Source organism: Actinobacillus capsulatus DSM 19761 (assembly GCF_000374285.1).
Classification (GTDB): Bacteria; Pseudomonadota; Gammaproteobacteria; order Enterobacterales; family Pasteurellaceae; genus Actinobacillus; species Actinobacillus capsulatus.
Window position 1 is genome coordinate 86,687 of record NZ_KB893942.1, and the last position, 18,803, is coordinate 105,489.

An 18,803-nucleotide genomic window follows, 5' to 3' on the forward strand; every position below is an offset into this window, starting at 1 on the left:
CGCTGTCAGACAAAGCCTGACGGCGTTTTTTATATTCTGAAGAAAGCTGAAATTAGTGTAATATATACTTATCTCAATAAATACAGGAAAACAGCAATGACGGCTCGCTATAACGAAAAAACCAGAGTTCAAATTCCCGCAGTAGCACATTTAGGGCGTTTGGGATATCAATACCTTTCGCTAAAAACAGCGCAATGGGATGTTAGCAATAACATTTTTGGTGAGATTTTTAAGTCGGCGATTGCAAAAATTAACCCAAATTTGACTACTTTTGATCTTGAACGAGAGTTGAAAGATGTGGCGATGTTGCTCAAAAATGAAGATTTAGGGCAAGCGTTTTATAAGCGTTTACTGCAAGTTGGCACAGCTCGCCTGATTGATTTTGACTGTATTGAGAACAACCAATTTCACGTTGTTGCCGAACTAACTTGTGGTGACAAAGACGGTGACAATTTCCGTCCGGATATTACCCTACTGATTAACGGTTTACCGTTAGTGTTTTTAGAAGTGAAAAAGCCGAATGCCCAAAATGGATTGCAATCGGAGTTTGAGCGTATGCAATATCGCTGTAAAAAGCCAGCTTTCCGTCCTTACATCAACGCCACTCAGTTGATGATTTTTTCCAATAATCAGGAATATCAAGCTGCTGATCGCTATAAAACTCAGGGGGCATTTTATGCGACGACAGGTTTTCATGGTGTACAGTTTAATTATTTCCGTGATGAGGGAGAAATTGCCGAAGAACAAGCGGTCAAATTAAACGAAAATCTTGCAATTTTACCAGAGGCGGAATTAAACCGTATTTTGTTAGACTTTAATGAGCCGATGTTGAAAAACGATGCGGAATTTCGTACCAATCTTGATCCAAATTCACCGACTAATCGTCTTTGTACTGCATTATTGCATAAAGAACGTTTGTTATTTCTGTTGAAATACGGCATTGCCTATGTAGAAGAGCAAGGTAGCGTGGAAAAACACGTAATGCGTTATCCACAACTGTTTGCGACTAAGGCGATCAGCCGCCATTTAGCAGCAGGTAAAAAGAAAGGCATTATTTGGCACACTCAAGGCAGTGGTAAAACGGCGCTGGCGTATTACAACGTACGAGTACTCACTGATTTTTATCAACGCCAAAATGTGATTCCTAAATTCTATTTCATTGTGGACAGACTTGATTTACGCAATCAGGCAATATCGGAATTTAGCCATCGTGGATTACAAGTAAATAGTATTAACAGCCGTGAAGAATTTGCTCAAGAAATGCGGAAAGCTGCTGCATTGAGTAACTGTAGCGGTGATCCTGAAATTACGGTGATCAATATCCAAAAATTCCAAAATAGTAATGTAGCGGAATTTATTCCTGATTACGACATCAGTGTGCAGCGTATCTTTTTTATTGATGAAGCACACCGCAGTTTTGGTAATCAAGCACAAACCGTGAGCCAATTTTTAGCTAGCCTAATCCAAGCAGACCCAAGTGCGGTACATATTGGCTTGACGGGCACACCATTGCTCGGAGGCGGTAAAAACCGAGTTGGCTCAACGGCAATTTTTGGTGATTACATTCATAAGTATTACTACAATCAATCCATTGCAGACGGTTACACGCTCCGCCTGATTCGTGAAGAAATCGAAAGCAATTACAAAGCGGAACTTAGCCAAATTTTGGCGGACTTGCAAATTCAACAAGGCAGTATTAAAAGCCGAGCCATTACCAGTCGCCGCCGTTTTGTTGAGCCAATGCTAGACTACATCGTGCAGGATTTTGAAAAATTCAGACGACAAAAAGCCGACAATTCGCTCGGGGCGATGGTGATTTGCGACAGTAGCGATCAAGCCCGAATGATGCACTTTCTATTCAACCAAAAATATGCAGAAAATCCGCAAGATTTGACCGCTTACCGTGAAAAACTGGCTGAAAATGATCCGCACTTTTTTGATGAATTACCGAAAGTTGCCGAGCCAACTGCAACTTATAACCTAGCTAAACGTACGGTAACATCTGCAAGTTTGATTTTATCGGACGAAGGCGATAAAACTTACCGTAAAGACCTTGTGGACGATTACAAAGCCGGCAAAACCGATTTACTGTTTGTTTACAATATGTTGCTCACAGGTTTTGACGCAAAACGTCTGAAAAAGCTCTATTTAGGGCGAGTAATCAAAGAACATAACCTATTGCAAGCTCTCACAAGGGTGAACCGTACCTATAAGGACTATGAATTTGGTTATGTGGTAGATTTTGCTGATATTCAGGCGGAATTTGATAAAACCAATGCTGCCTACCAAGCGGAATTACAACTTGAATTAGGCGATGAAGCGGAACATTATTCCCAACTTTTCAAATCGCAAGCGGAAATCGATCAAGACATCGCTCAAATCAAAGAGGTACTTTTTGATTTTGAAACTGAAAATGCCGAAATTTTCCGCCAACAGCTTGATGAAATTGACGACAAACAAAAATTACTCGAATTAAAACGCACGTTGGAATTGGCAAGAAGCCTGTATAACCAGCTCAAAGTGGACGAAAAATCAGGCTTAGAACGCCTTGATTTTGAGCAATACAACGTGCTTTACCGCCAAGTGCTAGACCGTCTGTTCCAAGTAAATACTATGGAACGAGTGGATTCGGGCGATTTGCAAGGCGTGTTAAACGAGGCATTGGAAAATATCTACTTCACATTCCACAAAAAAAGTGAGGCAGAATTAAAATTAGCCGACAGTTTACAAGACCAAATGCGGAAAACTCGTGAAGCTTTCGCTCGCAACATAGACCAAAAAGATCCTGAATTTGTCCGTTTACTAGACGAATTGAAACATCTGTTTGAAAAACGTAACGTGCAATCTGTAAGCCAAGCGGAAATGCAAATGCACATTGATGAATTCGCCAAACTAGAACGCCAAATTGGTAAATTAAATGCCGAAAATGACCGCTTGTCGCTCAAATTTTCAGGCGATGCTAAATTTGTCCGCATTTTCAAACGTGGCGTACAAGATTTTGGCTTGCAACAAAACCGTAGCCATTTTATGGAAGGCTTACAGCAGATTAAATTTAGCAACGACCAATTTGTGCTAAATCAGGGTGATTTACTCCAAAGCTCTTCGAGCTATTTTGAAAAAGAGAGTTTACGTACGGTGACGAAACTCAAAAGCGAGTTCCAATTGCCGCTCGATAACAAAGCCTTAATGAACTTAAATAAATTGATTGTGAGTGAGTATATAGGGGCGTAGTATGAAAAACTGGAATGATATTGAGCAAATGCTACTTTCTGGCAATTTTCAGGCAGAAATAGGGGTGGAGTACAAAGAAGCCAAAAATGATGTCCCCAAATCTTTTTGGGAAAGTTATTCTGCTTTTGCTAATCAATCAGGTGGCTTTATTTTGTTAGGCGTTGCCGAGAAAGAAAAAAATAAATTTGAGATTTCTGGAGTCAATAAGCCAGAACAAATTAAAGACCTTATTTTTTCACAATCTCAAAGTCAAAAAGTCAGTGTTTCGCTACTCAATGATGATGACGTTAAAGTATTTGAGATTCAGGGAAAACAGGTTATTGCAACCTATATTCGCCGAGCAGAAATCAATGAAAGACCCGTGCATTTAAATCAAGATTATCGACTTTCTTACATTCGGCTAAATACTGGCGATCATAAATTAACGGACAGTGAATTACGCTCTTTTCTTTCTAGTTATTCCAAAAAAGATGAAGATGGACGTATTTTGCCTTTTGCTACATTAGCACATCTCAATTTAGGCACGTTAAATAAATATCGAAATTTATTGAAAGCACATAATCCAAATTCATCACTTTTAACGCTTTCGGATCAAGATTTGATCGAGCGAATTGGTGTATTTAATTATGACGTATCAGCTAATCAATCAGGGATTACCTATGCAGGCTTGCTTTTATTTGGTAAAGGCAATGTCATTAAATCGGTGTTTAAGCATTTTTTCTTTGAGTATTACGAAAAAAGCGAGCAAAACAACCGCTATGATTTACGTATTACCGATTTTGATCTTGATGACGGCAATCTTTTTGAGTTTTATCTCAAAGTGTCGCCACTTATTACCGCACTTGGCAAGGACAGCCATTTTAAATTAGATAATCTCACTCGTACGGAAGAAAATGAAATTACCGATGCCTTACGAGAAGCCTTAGTTAATGCCATTGCTCACGCAGATTATTTTAATGACGTGCGACATTTAAAAATCATAAAAACGCAAAATCAAATCAGTTTTGAAAATGCAGGGGTAATGTTGGTTGATGTAGGACAAGCGATTCAAGGCAATCGTTCTGAATGTCGTAATGGTACGTTACACAACATCTTGCGTAGAATTGGGCTTTGTGAACGCCAAGGACAAGGAGTGAGGGATATTTTTGAGCATTGGCAAGGGCGTTATTTCACGCCACCTAAACTTGAGAGTCAAATTGATTACACGAAACTCACGCTTACTTTCCACGATGGCGAAATTGCAAATTGGGCAGAAAATTTGACCGCTTGTTTTGGTACAACCTTTACGAAATTGAAGAGTGTACCGAAAGATTGTTTATTATTTATTGCGGTAAATGGGCAACAAGCAAGCCATAAACAAATTGTAGAAGGTATTCCGCAATACACAGGGCGAGAAATTACCCTTGCCTTAGCCCAACTCAAAAATAAAGGTTTTTTAACGGTAACAGGCGAAAAACGTGTAGATAGAATTTACTTGCTCACGGAGTTAGTCAAAACAAAATCAAATTTTGATTATGATCGGATAAAAACCACAACGGACCACAATGAACCCTTAAATCATCAGGGAGAAGGCGTGGTGGGCTATTCACACAGCTTAGGCAAAGTCCAAGTAAATGACCAAGTTACCCCCCTAGCTACCCCCCTAGCTACTCCCCTAGCTAGATTAGTGCAGGTGTTGGGTAATGATGAAAAAGGTATTGTGCAATTAGCGGAAGATTTATCCATAACAGATAAAAAGCATATTCGGAAAACTTACATAGCACCAGCATTGAAACAAGCGTTAATTGAGATGACGATTCCTGATAAAACAACGAGTCCTAACCAAAAATATCGCTTAACCGAAAAAGGCAAACAACATTTAATGAAGAGTAACCCAAAATGACCGAACAACGTTTTCAACAAAAAACCAAAGAATTGATCGACAGCTTAAAAGCCATTTGTGCGAGTTATGGGCTGGGGAATGATGGCAATGAATTTAAAATCATCACTCAAGTGTTTTTGTATAAATTTCTCAACGATAAATTTGCTTTTGAAATCAAGCAGATTGAGCCGTCTTTGGCGGAGTGTGAAAGCTGGGAGCAGGCGTTGAGCGAGATGTCCGTTGATGATTTTGACTTTTTAACAATGCAGATGAATGGCGACACCGCCATTTTGCGACCAAATCAATTTATCAGCCATTTGTTCAACCAATCGAACATCGCCAACTTTGCCAATCTGTTTGATGAAACCCTAATGGACATTGCCGCCCACAATGCGGATATTTTCTCGGTGAAAACTGAAGGCGGGGCGAAAATCAACTTGTTTGAGCGTGTTAGCCAATACATTGCCGACCCAAGCAAGCGAGACGCCTTCTGCCGTGCGGTGATTAACAAATTGGTGGAATTTAGTTTTGAGCATATTTTCAACCAAAAATTTGATTTTTACGCCACGATTTTTGAGTATCTCATCAAAGATTACAACACCAACTCGGGCGGAAAATATGCCGAATACTACACGCCACACGCGGTGGCTCGTATTATGGCGGCAATTCTCGTGCCTGAAAACGTGCGCGGGCAGTTACAAAATGTCAGCTGTTACGACCCGTCCGCAGGCTCTGGCACTTTGTTGATGAACATCGCCCACGCCATTGGCGAAGAAAAATGTACCATTTACACACAGGATATTTCGCAAAAATCGTCAAACTTGTTGCGATTAAACCTGATCTTGAACAATCTTGTCGCCAGCATTCCTAATGTGGTGCAAGGCAACACGATGACGCACCCTTACCACAAATCGGGCGATCAACTCCGCCAGTTTGATTACATCGTGTCTAACCCACCGTTCAAAATGGATTTCAGCGAAGTGCGAGAAGAATTAGCCACGCCCGCCCACAAGGATCGCTTTTTTGCTGGCGTGCCAAACGTGCCAAAAGCCAAAAAAGAGGGAATGGCGATTTATCAGCTTTTTGTTCAGCACATCATTCACTCGCTCAAGGCAGACGGCAAGGCTGCGGTGGTGTTGCCAACGGGCTTTATTACCGCACAATCGGGTATTGATAAAAAAATCCGAGAATTTCTGGTGAGCGAAAAAATGTTAGCGGGCGTGGTATCAATGCCGTCTAACATTTTCGCTACCACTGGCACGAATGTCTCTATTCTCTTTCTCGACCGAGCTAACAAAGAGAATGTGGTGTTGATTGACGCCAGCAACTTGGGCGAAAAAATCAAAGAGGGCAAAAACCAAAAAACTGTGCTTTCCGCCGAAGAAGAACAACGCATTATTGACGTGTTCAACCAGAAAAAAGCGGAAGACGATTTCTCGGTGGTGGTCTCTTATGCCGACATTGCAGCCAAAAATCATAGCCTATCCGCAGGGCAGTATTTTGACGTGAAAATCGACCATATCGACATCACCGCAGCCGAGTTTGAGCAGAAAATGGCAGATTTTCAACAAAATTTGATCGCACTTTTTGCCGAAAGCAAGACGTTAGAAAGCCAAATTCAGCAACAAATGGCAACGTTAAAATTTAACGCACAAGCGGTGGAAATTAGGGGAAGTTTGCGAGATGAATAAATTGGTATCTTGTCAATTAGGGGATTTAATTGAGTTTCAACGGGGGTATGATTTACCACGTTCGGAATTTGTAGAAGGAGAATATCCTGTTCAATCATCAAATGGGGTTTTAGGCTACCACAATGAATATAAAGTGGAAGCTCCCGGAATTACTATTGGGCGAAGTGGAACAGTTGGTATTCCTCATTTATTGAGAAAGAATTTTTTTCCACATAATACTGCGTTATTCGTTAAGGATTTTAAAGGGAATGATGTTGAATATATCTATTATCTTTTACATTATTTAGATTTAGGAAATCAAAAGTCAGGTTCAGGTGTTCCTACAATGAACCGAAACCATTTACACCCATTAAAAATAAAGGCATATACTGATTTAGAAACCCAACAAAAAATCGCCCAAGTGCTTTCCACATTGGATCGCAAAATTGCCCTAAATCAACAAATTAACGCCGAACTAGAAAAAATGGCGAAAACGCTCTACGACTACTGGTTTGTGCAATTCGACTTCCCCGATGAAAACGGCAACCCCTACAAATCATCAGGCGGCGAAATGGTTTACCACCCCGAACTAAAACGAGAAGTGCCGAAGGGGTGGGGAAAATCAACTATTGGCGAAATTGAAAATAATATCGTAACGGGTAAAACACCCTTAAAAGAAAAGCCTGAATATTTTAATGGAGATATTCCATTTATTACGATTGGCGATATTCGTGGAAATACATTTATCGTAAAAACAGAAGAAAAATTGACCGTACTTGGAGCTGATACTCAGAAAAATAAATACTTACCTGAAAATGCTATTTGTGTAACTTGTATTGCAACGGTAGGATTAGTTGGTTTTGTAACTGAATTGTCACAAACTAATCAACAAATAAATTCAATTATTTGTGAAAATGAATTTAATCGTTATTACCTTTATTTTGCTTTATTGGATTATTTTTCTGTTGCTGGTGCAAAAACAGGAAACACATTTGCAAATATGAATAAGAATGATTTTGCTAATATCATGATGCTCGAACCAAATAATAAAATTCTGGAAAAATATTTTGTTGCTGTAAATCCAATTTTTGAAAAAATCAAAACCAACGCCAAAGAAACCCAAAAACTCACCCAACTCCGGGATTTTCTTTTGCCAATGTTAATGAATGGGCAGGTTGAGGTGGTGTAGGGTGGAAAATAGGACGCACGCAGTGCGTCCCTACCATGACTACCGAATTTGGTATTAAAGGAGAAGCGAATTGCACAACACAATGCCTAAAATCTACATCGGTACCGGCGGTTATAGCGACACGGATTTGGTTGGGACGCTATATCCGCATGGTACGGCAAAAAGTGATTTTTTAACGATTTATAGTTGTCATTACGATACGGTTGAAATCAATAGTTCTTTTCATGCGCCTATTGGTGAAAAGGCATTACAAGGCATGGTGGAAAAGGCGGAGAAGCGGTTAAAATTTTCAGTAAAATTGCATCAAGATTTTAGCCATAACCGTACCGCTACTGCTGAGCAAGCTCGTTATTTTTTGGATGCTTTGCAGCCGCTTATCGAGCAAAATTGTTTGGCTAATTTGTTTGTGCAATTTCCGCATACTTTTGACCGTACGCCGGCGAACCGTCTTTATCTTGCCCAACTTTGTCACTGGTTTGCCGATTTTCCGTTGGCGGTGGAATTTCGCCATGTTAGTTGGCATATTCCTCCGGTGTTTCAAACCTTTGCTAAACAGCCTAATTTGATTTGGTGTAATGTTGATTACCCGCAGAATATCGGTTTGCCGGCGTTTCATTTTCAGAGTTTTCAGAAGACGGCTTATTTACGTTTACACGGACATAACCCCAATTGGTGGGAAGCGGATTTCGCCGCAGAACGGCATGATTATCGCTATCGCGATGATGAGTTAAAACAACTGGCAAATTTACTTTTTCAACAACGCAATGCATTTGATGTGCTTTATCTTTACTTCCAAAACACGACGAAGAGCCATTCTTTCTATAATATCGCAACACTTAAAGGCTATTTAGCCGAGTTAGGATTTGAGGTAAAAACCGAGGTAGATGAACGTAGTGGAGAGCAAGCGAGTTTGTTTTAGCCAATTCAGGTGAATAAGAGTTTGGTCGCTAGAAATAAGAAACCCGCACTTCAAGATAGAAACTTGAAGTGCGGGTAATATGAAAGGTTTTACATCATCGCCGCAATGTATTTTAACATTACACCGGCTGCAATAGCAGAGCCGATTACACCGGCTACGTTTGGCCCCATTGCGTGCATTAATAAGAAGTTTTGTTTGTCATATTCCAAACCGACTTTATTTGATACACGAGCCGCCATTGGCACGGCAGAGACACCGGCAGAACCGATAAGCGGGTTAATTTTGTTTTTGCTGAATTTATTCATCAATTTCGCCATTAATACACCGCTCGCTGTGCCGATACAGAACGCCACGATACCTAATAATAAGATACCGAGAGTTTGTGGTTGTAAGAATTTATCCGCCACTAATTTTGCACCGACCGATAAGCCAAGGAAAATTGTTACTATATTGATCAGCGCGTTTTGTGCCGTATCATTCAAACGTTCCACCACGCCACTGACGCGCATTAAGTTACCGAAACAGAACATACCGAGTAACGGTGCTGCATCCGGCAGTAATAATGCTACTAATAAGAGTAAGATAATCGGGAACAGAATTTTTTCTCGATTGCTTACTGTGCGTAATTGCACCATACGGATTTTACGTTCGGCATCTGTAGTTAACGCTTTCATAATCGGCGGCTGGATCAACGGCACTAGCGCCATATAAGAGTAAGCCGCTACTGCAATCGCACCGAGTAATTCAGGCGCAAGTTTACTTGCCAGATAGATTGCGGTCGGACCGTCAGCACCACCGATAATCCCAATCGCTGCGGCTTGCGGTAGAGTAAAGTCAATAATACCTAACCAGTTCAAACCTAAAGCGCCAAGTACGGTTGCGAAAATACCGAATTGTGCCGCTGCACCTAATAAGAGTGTACGAGGGTTTGCTAGTAACGGGCCAAAGTCCGTCATTGCGCCTACGCCCATAAAGATAATGAGTGGTGCAACCCCATAACCAATCGCCACTTTATAGAATAGCGCTAACACACCGGCGGTATAGCCCATATCTCCGGCAATCACTTCTAGCTCGTTTTGTACCGAAGGAGCAACTAGTGCAATCGCTTCTTTAATGCTATGTACATCCAAACTTGTGCTATTTACTTTCGCCGCAATAATCGCTAGCTGTTCGGTTGTGCCGTGATGTAACAGGTTATCTAAAGCGGTCATTGCCAAACCGGCTTCCGGAATATTGGATAACAAACCGCCAAAGCCGATTGGTAAGAGAAGGAGCGGTTCAAAGCCACGGGCAATTGCAAGCCAGAGCAATAGCAGACTTACCGCAATCATAATGGCTTGTCCTAGCTCCATATGCATAATGCCCATGCCCTGAAACAGAGCGATAATACTTTCCATATCAACTCCTTATCGTTTAAGCAAGATTCATTAATACTTGATCAACTGCAACGACATCACCTTGTTTTGCCGCAATACCTTGGACTTTACCGGCTTTTGGTGCGCAAATTTGAGTTTCCATTTTCATTGCTTCAAGAATTAATAACACATCACCTTCCGCAACTTGTTGACCTTCGGTTACTTCAACTTTAAGAATGTTACCTGCCATCGGTGCTTTGACTGGTTCAGCATTTGCACTGGTTGCTGCAGGAGCTGCAACTTGTGGTGCTGTCGGTGCAATATTTGTAATATCACCACCTTCACTGACTTTCACCACAAAGGCTTTGCCTTCAAGTTCAACCGTATAAACGGCTGGTTCGCCTGCTTTTGCTGTGTGAGAAGCGGTCGGTTCTGCCGCTTCTTTTGCAACTTCTGCGGTCGGAGCCGGTTCGAAGGCAGTCGGATTATTACGATTTTCTAAGAATTTCCAACCGACTTGTTGGAATAATGCCACGATTAACACGTCATCAATCGTATTTTCTGAAAGCGTGATGCCTTTCTCTTTAGCCTGTGCAGTAACTTCCGCCACTAATTTATCGATTTCCGGTGCGATATGGTTTGCCGGACGATCGGTAATCGGCGCAGCACCTTCAAGCACACGTTCTTGTAACGCTTTATTAACCGGCGCAGGCGTACGACCGTATTCGCCTTTTAAAATACCGGCGGTTTCTTTGGCGATGGTTTTGTAGCGCTCGCCCATTAACACGTTCATTACTGCTTGGGTGCCGACAATTTGAGATGTTGGCGTAACAAGCGGAATATTACCGAGATCTTCACGTACGCGAGGGATTTCTTGTAATACAAGATCAAGTTTGTCACTTGCATTTTGTTGTTTTAACTGGCTTTCAAGGTTAGTTAGCATACCGCCCGGCACTTGTGCAACTAAAATACGGCTGTCTACACCACGTAATTGCCCTTCAAACTTCGCATATTTTTTACGAACGTCACGGAAGTAAGCTGAGATTTTTTCAAGTTGAGGAATGTTCAAACCGGTGTCGTAAGGCGTGCCTTGAAGTGTTGCGACAATAGATTCAGTTGCCGGATGACCATAAGTGCCGGACATTGAAGAAATAGAGGTATCTACACCGTCAACACCCGCTTCAATCGCTTTTAATAATGCCATTTCCGCCATACCGGTGGTTGAGTGGCAGTGTAAGTGAAGTTCTACGTCATAACGTTTTTTAATTTCACTGACTAACTCGTACGCAGCCATTGGGGTTAAGATACCTGACATATCTTTGATAACGAGAGAATCTACCCCGATTTCCAATAATTGTTCGGTCACATCTAACCACGTTTGTAAGGTGTGTACCGGACTGGTGGTATAACTTAACGTACCTTGTGCATGACCGCCGTGTTTTTTGACCGCTTGTAATGCCGCTTGCATATTGCGAGGGTCATTTAACGCATCGAACACACGGAACACATCCATTCCGTTTGTGATGCAACGTTCTACAAAGCGATCTACCACATCATCAGCGTAATGGCGGTAGCCTAATAAATTTTGTCCGCGTAATAACATTTGCAGTGGTGTATTTGGAATCGCTTTTTTCAACTCACGCAAACGTACCCAAGGATCTTCGCCTAAAAAACGGATACAGCTATCAAATGTTGCTCCGCCCCATGCCTCTAAAGACCAATAGCCGATTTTATCTAATTCAGCTGCAATCGGTAACATATCGTCTAAACGTAGGCGTGTCGCAAACAAAGATTGATGTGCATCACGTAAAACAACATCAGTAATCGCAATTTTTTTGTTTTGAATAGTCATGATAAAAATCCTCTATTATTTTAATCCTTGTTGGCGACGGTGATGAGCGATAGCGGCTACAATCACAGGTCGTAAACGTTCTAAATCATTGATTGGAGTGCTGCTTGATACAGGTTTTGCTACGGGGGCAGGGATAGGTTCAGGAAAGTATTTATTAATTAGCGTAGAAATGAAACTAATCGCATAAATTAACACGATAAGGAAAAGTAACACGAAGCCCATTCCTGAAATCATCAAATTTATACCTTCACCAAAAAGTTCTGCATTTGTCATAAATATATCCTTATTTGTGTGATGTCTTTTAAAGATAGGCAAGATAATGCTTTTCTGCAAATGGTTTAGCTCAGAAATGCGGAGCAGTTCACAAATTTTTTCTTCATTTGATTAAGAAGCGGTTGAAATTGGAGAATATTTTGCAAGTTTTACTCCAAATTTAACCGCTTATTTATATTTTTTTATGGAAAAAAGGGGAAGAAAATAGGAAGTAAAATTAAACTTACAATCGTAGAGACGATAATGAGTGGTAAGCCTGCTTTAACATAATCCATAAATTTATAACCGCCAATTGATAACACCATAGTATTAGCAGGCATACCGATTGGTGTTGCATAAGCACAAGAACTGCCAATAACAGTTGCCATTAGTACTGCACGAGGATCTGCTTCCAATGAGCTGGCGATTGATAAACAAATTGGTGCGAGTAATGCTACGGTTGCAGTATTTGACATAAAATTAGTCAGTACACAGCTAATGATAAAGACGGTAGCCAATAATGCAAATGGACTTGGATTTGAACCTAATAAACTAATGACAAAATTGGCAATATCTTTACCTGCGCCAGTATTGTTTAATGCTGTCGCAAGCGCTAAGGTGCCACCGAATAAGAAAATGACTTGGCTATCAATAGATGCATAGGCTTGTTTTTCACTCATTACTCCTGCAACAACAGTAATAATGCACCTACGCAAGCTGAAACATAGAGTTTTATGCCTATTACATCTTCAAGTACCATTGCTAATAAAGTACCGACTAAGATGACAAGTGAAAGCCATTGTTTCCAAGTAGGGATATCAGTTATTTCTTTTTTATTATAAATTGAATTTTCGATACTTAAATTTTCGGTATTCGGTAAAAAGCGGTAACCAATCAAAACGAAGTAAATAATGCCGACGATAAGAATAGGTAAGCCAATTTGGGCATATTCAAAAAAACCAAATCTGAGATTTACTTGTTCTAAAATACCCTGTGCAATTAGGTTACCGGGTGCACCGATAAGAGATAAATTACCGCCCATTGCTGCTGCAAAAACTAACGGCATTAGCAGACGTGAACGAGCAAATCCTGATTTGGTGGCAATGCCCACTACGACGGGAATTAGAATAGCTGCTGTGCCAGTGTTAGATAATACACCTGACATCAGTCCTGTAGTAAGCATTAAGACAATAGTGAGTTGTCGCTCGGTTTTGGCGAATTTTGAAACTAAACCGCCGATTTTATTTGCCATACCTGTTTCAAACAATGCACCACCAATAACGAACATTCCAACGAATAAAATCACGTTACTGTCCACAAAACCTAAAAAAGCTTCTTTAGGACTAAGTACACCGGTTAAAATTAAACCGATACACACAATCATCGCGGTGACTGCGAGGGGTAATTTTTCCCATACAAACATTACGACAGCGAAAAGTAAAAAGAGTAGCGTTATCGTACTTGTAGCCATAATTGCCTCCAAGATTGAATTTTTGAATTTTGGGTATAAGAATCCCCATACACACAAGTGTATGTATGGGGCTATGTTAATAGACGTTAATCATTATTTAATAAAATCAACGTGTTTACAGATTTTTTCGATTGCTTTGTCTTTACGTTGATTGAAGATGACCTTATTCTCTTCAAAAATGTTGCGACCATGAGTGTCGATGGACACAATTAACGGTCCAAACTCTTTTACTTTGCATACCCAAAGCGTTTCAGGCATACCAAGGTCTTTCCATTGGGCATCAACGATTTCTTCTACACATTCTGCCGCTAGTACTGCACAGCCAGCGGGGAACACACAATGAAGCGCTTTATAATCACGGCAACCCTCCATTGTACCCTGTCCCATCCCACCTTTACCGACAATCACTTTCACGCCGGTTTGCTTGATAAATTCTTTCTCAAATTTTTCCATTCGCATTGAGGTCGTTGGTCCGACCGAAACCATTTCATATTTTGCATCACCAAGCGGCCGAATAATCGGACCTGCATGGAAGATTGCACCGCCATTAATATCTACTGGCAATTTCCGTCCATGATTAATCAAACGGCGGTGTGCTACATCACGACAAGTGACGATATAACCATTTAAGTAAATGATGTCACCAATGTTAATATCTTCAAGATCTTCTGCTTTGATTGGCGTGGTTAAGATTTTTTTGTCGCTCATAATGTTACCCCTGAATGTGAAGTAATAGTGTAGTTGAGGTCTTTATCGAAAATAATATGTCCTTTGCGATGTGCCCAGCAGCCCACGTTTACACTTACGCCGATAACAGAAGGATGACGAGCGGTGTTTTCAATGTTTACTCCTAACACTGACATTCTGCCCATTAAGCCTTGTGGACCTAGACCGATACTATTGATTCCGTCTTCTAACAGTTGCTCCATATAAGCCGCTTTTTCATTTGGGTTACGTTCACCTAATGGGCGGAATAATGCTTTTTTCGATTGCACTGCTGCGGTTTCAACGGAAGTTGCGATCCCTACACCAACCAGTAATGGTGGACACGCATTTAAACCATAACTGGTCATCACATCTAATACGAATTTAGTTACACCTTCGTAGCCTTCGCCTGGCATCAATACTTTTGCTTGACCCGGTAATGAACAGCCACCACCTGCCATATAAGTATCTAATTCCAGTTTGTCACTGTCCGGTACAATTTCCCAAAATACACTTGGTGTGCCTTTACCTACGTTCAAACCAGTATTGTATTCATCAAAGGTTTCTACACTATTGTGACGAAGAGGCGCTTCTTTAGTTGCTTGAATAACCGATTCTTTTAATAAAGCTTCAAGTTCGCCAATATAAGGGAAATTCGCTCCACATTTTACAAAGAATTGAATCACACCAGTGTCTTGACAGCTGGGACGATTTAATTTTTTTGCTAGACGTTGGTTATCAAACATTGCACCGTAAATAATTTTCGGTAATTGCTCTTCCTCTTTTTTACGTAACTCTTCTAATTTTGCCATTACATCGTCCGGTAAAACTTTACCTGTAAAACCGACAAATTTCGCAATGGTATCAGTGAGATAACGTATTCTCTCTTCTTTTGTTATCATAGATCACTCCATTATAGATTTGATTTGTTTAGCCTTTCGACTTCCCACTAAATTAAACAAAACTTTAATGTGGTGAATAATACTGAAGAGATATAAAATAAGTCCAATACGATTTTTTACATACTAAGTATAGGTAAAAATCTATAATGTATCAGATAGTTGAGTTTACTGGATTTTTTGCAAAAATTTTATGAATTTCGACCGCTTATAAGGTAAAAAATGAGGAGAAAAGATGGAATTTCGGCAATTTAAATACGTATTAAAAGTAGCGGAAGAGCGAAATTTTTCCAATGCGGCAAAAAAATTATTTATTTCCCAACCGTCATTGAGCCAATTTATTCAAAAAGTGGAAGAAGAGGTAGGTTCACCATTGTTTGATCGTAGTGTATCTCCATTGAAATTGACCTATGTCGGTGAACTTTATGTGGAAAATGCCAAATCAATAATGAATCTTCAACGTCAATTTGAACAGAAAGTGGATGATATTTTGAATGTCAAACGTGGAAGAGTAACGATCGGTAGTACGCCATTTCGTAGTGCTTACCTACTTTCGAGAGTGCTACCGCTTTTCAGTCAGAAATATCCCAAAATTGATGTACTTTTAAAAGAAGATAGTACTCGTAATTTAGAGGAAATGGTTACGCATGGATATGCTGATTGTGCCATTTCATTATTGCCGGTTAACGAAAAATATTTTGATTATGAAGTTTTGTTTGAAGAAAGAATGCTATTGGCAATTCCTCCGGAGCATAAAATTGCTAAAAAACTAGGTTTAAAAGCAGGAGATCATTCATTTAGTCAAAGAGTATCTTTAGATCAATTTAAACAGAGCCGTTTTATTAAAATGAATAAAAACCATAAGTTACATGAGATGCTCATTCAGCAATGCGAGTTAGCAGGTTATGTTCCTGAAATTGCATTAGAAACAGAAAGTATGACAACGGCTCAAGCATTGGCAGGTGCAGGATTAGGGATAGCATTATTACCTGAAACCTTAGTGTCGAAAAATCATTTTGATAAAGAACCATGTTACGGAGAGCTAGATATACGTCGTACAGTTGTGATTATTTATCGTAAAGATAGTTATTTATCACGTGCAGCTCGAGCATTTATTCAGACACTGCGTGAGATGACCCAATGTCCGTTCTCATCCGAAAAAATGTGGCAAAACGCGGTTTCCCCTGTTCGGTCAGTCCTCGATATTTATAAGTAATTAAACTCCCAATGGGTGGTGGATTTTCACGATCTTTATCTTTAAAACCGGATCCGATACGGAAACGTCCACGCTGGTTTTCACAAGTGATTGCGCCCAGTTTATCGCGATATTTCCCTTTGCCGTTATGGTGAGCAATGACGGTACATTCTTCATCTAATACGGGTTTTAATTTGAGAATTTGTGCAGAACGTCCTTTTATGTAAGCAGTATTCGGGTTACGTACCACAACGCCTTCGCCGTGTTGAGCAAGTACTTGCTGGTAAAATTGCATTAAATGGGCTTTGTCTTGAATCGGAATCTGTTCAATGATTTGAATATAAGGGGTAGGATGCTGTGAAAGATAATTTTTCAATTTAGTTAATCTTTCAAACAAATTGCCATCGGCATTCGGTACATCAAAAACATAAAGTTTCAACTTATACCAGCCTTTAGGCTCACTGGCTCTGACTGTACTTGAGATTTCCTCAAATTTCCCTCTTTCGCTAAAAAGTTCTCCGTCAATTGCAAACGGTGGGAAATCTTTAATAAAGTAGTCCGGAGGCGCAAGTGGATTACCTTGGCGGCTGATAAGTTGCTTGCCGTCCCAATAGCCCCGTACACCATCCAGTTTTTCGCTCATTACCCAGCCATTTATTTCTTGATCTCGGTATTGATCTAGTAACATTAAATTCGGAGTTTTGGCAAATAATGATGTACTGAAGCATAAAAGTATAAAAAGGAGAGTTTTCATATTCGTTACCTATTAAGAGAAGAGGTAAACCAATATATAGAGGATCAAGCAAGCAGTCTGATTTTTAGTAAATTTTTCCGATCAGGATCGCAAAATTTTTACCAAAATAGACCGCTTATATAGAAAAAGATTGATTAGCGTACAGTTTGAACTAATGCTGAGATGTCTGCTGGAAATTGTTCCGAGCTAGCCATTTCTCCAATTTGCTCATTTGAGTATTGTTTAGCATTGTAAACCACCACAATACTTGTATCGCCAACTTGAAGGAAGTTGGCTTCACCAAATTCAGTATAGCGAGTAGCCCCAATACTGATTATGGCTTTTGCCGGATAGTTTGCTTGCTTAAGTAATTCGGCAATATGATTCATCGGTCCTTGGTTCGGTTGGTTATTCATCTTATCTACAATCCAATTCAATAGTTTCTGATGAAAATAACTATAACTTACAGCAGGGCTATCTTCGCCATATACATTAAGTTTACCGTCACGTTTATGGAAACAAGCGATATTGTAAGTATCTAAAATACCACCTTGTGCAAAATGATCTAACGGAATCAATGTTTCAGAGATCCCTTTTGACGCATTGCCCCAGTTTTTCTTTTCACAAATTTTACGTGCATTCGGACGGCGAATAGAGCAGTCATTATAAGCGGCAAAATGAGTAGGCTTGAGGGCAATGACTTGATTGTTTTGATATTCAATTTCGCAAATCAATGCAACTTCCGGTTCAATTTGCAGATTGTCAGCATCATTTGGAAAAGTAATCGTATCGTGAGATAGGGGATAAGTTGCGAGGAATTGTTCCGTTGGGTTTAAAGTTTGGCTTGGGACATAGAAAGGAAAAATCGCTTTCGGTTGAATCGCTTCTTCCGTCTTTACTTGCAAGAAATCAGCCGCTTCACCCGCTTGTTCTAAATGACCGGCAAAATTTCCCGCTACGCCTAAACCAATAAAATGTTCTTTTTGCATAATATCTACCTCTATATAAATAAACTATACGGAATGTAGCGATTAATTTTAGAAAAAGAAAGTGAATTTTTAGGAAAAGTAAGAATGCGCTATTTGCCGTTTAAAGATGGGGTTTGTTACTTTTTTAACAGATAAAGTAATAAAAAATATTCGAATTGTATCAAATATGTTCTTTTAATCACTTTTTCAAGATTTTTTTGCAAAAAGTACTTGCAAGGATTTCATATTTCTCTATAATGCATGCCACACAACGACGCACTGTTGTGAGAAATTAGATTTAATGCAGTGCGTCGTTGTTTTTTGTTCTTTAACAATTTATCAGACAATCTGTGTGGGCACTTGTTGATTGACTTAATTAAAAAATATTTTTGATTTTGAAGTCTTAATAGGTGCTTAAACTAGAAATTCATTTTTACTTTAGAAGTAGAATGTAAACTTAGCTAAGCAGTTTATTGAGCGATTAAACTTTTTGAATTGAAGAG

The 18,803-nt window shown here is 39.9% G+C and carries 13 protein-coding genes and 1 pseudogene; 6 read left to right on the top strand and 8 right to left on the bottom strand.

The genetic code is table 11. The annotated features are described in order from the left end of the window. Positions 1-96: 96 nt before the first annotated feature. The 5 genes from C228_RS0109550 to C228_RS0109570 all read left to right on the top strand — a co-directional run bounded on the left by C228_RS0109550 (position 97) and on the right by C228_RS0109570 (position 8,870). On the top strand, positions 97-3,231 hold the full coding sequence (locus C228_RS0109550) for a type I restriction endonuclease subunit R (protein ID WP_018652396.1): 3,135 nt from the start codon (positions 97-99) through the stop codon (positions 3,229-3,231). Between the two features lies 1 nt (position 3,232). Further along, positions 3,233-5,113 carry a Fic family protein gene (locus C228_RS0109555; RefSeq protein WP_018652397.1) on the top strand — a complete coding sequence of 627 codons (1,881 nt, stop codon included), beginning with the start codon at positions 3,233-3,235 and terminating at the stop codon, positions 5,111-5,113. Continuing rightward, on the top strand, positions 5,110-6,783 hold the full coding sequence (locus tag C228_RS0109560) for an HsdM family class I SAM-dependent methyltransferase (protein ID WP_018652398.1): 1,674 nt from the start codon (positions 5,110-5,112) through the stop codon (positions 6,781-6,783). Before C228_RS0109555 ends, C228_RS0109560 begins: the two co-directional genes overlap by 4 nt. Then, positions 6,776-7,951, top strand: coding sequence for a restriction endonuclease subunit S (locus C228_RS0109565; protein ID WP_018652399.1), 1,176 nt, complete (start codon positions 6,776-6,778; stop codon positions 7,949-7,951). Before C228_RS0109560 ends, C228_RS0109565 begins: the two co-directional genes overlap by 8 nt. An 82-nt stretch (positions 7,952-8,033) precedes the next feature. Next, entirely contained in the window at positions 8,034-8,870 is an 837-nt protein-coding gene (locus C228_RS0109570) for a DUF72 domain-containing protein (RefSeq protein WP_018652400.1), read from the top strand. An 89-nt stretch (positions 8,871-8,959) separates the two neighbouring features. Here the strand turns inward: C228_RS0109570 and C228_RS0109575 are convergent, their stop codons facing one another. The 6 genes and pseudogenes from C228_RS0109575 to ttdA form a co-directional block, all read right to left on the bottom strand. After that, positions 8,960-10,267, bottom strand: a complete 1,308-nt coding sequence (locus tag C228_RS0109575) for an oxaloacetate decarboxylase subunit beta (RefSeq protein WP_018652401.1) — start codon at positions 10,265-10,267, stop codon at positions 8,960-8,962. Positions 10,268-10,283: 16 nt separating this feature from the next. Further along, complete coding sequence (gene oadA / locus C228_RS0109580; RefSeq protein ID WP_018652402.1) at positions 10,284-12,077, bottom strand: sodium-extruding oxaloacetate decarboxylase subunit alpha; 1,794 nt, start codon at positions 12,075-12,077, stop codon at positions 10,284-10,286. Positions 12,078-12,092: 15 nt separating this feature from the next. After that, entirely contained in the window at positions 12,093-12,350 is a 258-nt protein-coding gene (locus tag C228_RS0109585) for an oxaloacetate decarboxylase subunit gamma (RefSeq protein WP_018652403.1), read from the bottom strand. 182 nt (positions 12,351-12,532) lie between these two features. After that, positions 12,533-13,800: pseudogene (locus C228_RS13600) on the bottom strand (SLC13 family permease). 93 nt (positions 13,801-13,893) lie between these two features. After that, positions 13,894-14,508 carry a L(+)-tartrate dehydratase subunit beta gene (ttdB, locus tag C228_RS0109595; protein WP_018652404.1) on the bottom strand — a complete coding sequence of 205 codons (615 nt, stop codon included), beginning with the start codon at positions 14,506-14,508 and terminating at the stop codon, positions 13,894-13,896. After that, complete coding sequence (ttdA, locus tag C228_RS0109600; RefSeq protein WP_018652405.1) at positions 14,505-15,407, bottom strand: L(+)-tartrate dehydratase subunit alpha; 903 nt, start codon at positions 15,405-15,407, stop codon at positions 14,505-14,507. The genes ttdB and ttdA overlap by 4 nt, the downstream gene beginning before the upstream one ends. A gap of 232 nt (positions 15,408-15,639) precedes the next feature. Between ttdA and C228_RS13605 the strand changes: the two genes are divergently transcribed. Then, the gene (locus C228_RS13605) at positions 15,640-16,620 is read left to right on the top strand and encodes a LysR family transcriptional regulator (protein ID WP_018652406.1); all 981 of its coding nucleotides are present in this window, start codon (positions 15,640-15,642) and stop codon (positions 16,618-16,620) included. Here the strand turns inward: C228_RS13605 and C228_RS0109610 are convergent. Further along, a complete protein-coding gene (locus C228_RS0109610) occupies positions 16,517-17,353 on the bottom strand; it encodes a DNA ligase (protein WP_018652407.1) in 837 nt (278 codons plus the stop codon). The two genes, C228_RS13605 and C228_RS0109610, sit on opposite strands and share 104 nt — an antisense overlap. Positions 17,354-17,487: 134 nt before the next feature. Then, on the bottom strand, positions 17,488-18,321 hold the full coding sequence (locus C228_RS0109615) for a DUF5718 family protein (protein WP_018652408.1): 834 nt from the start codon (positions 18,319-18,321) through the stop codon (positions 17,488-17,490). Positions 18,322-18,803: the final 482 nt, after the last annotated feature.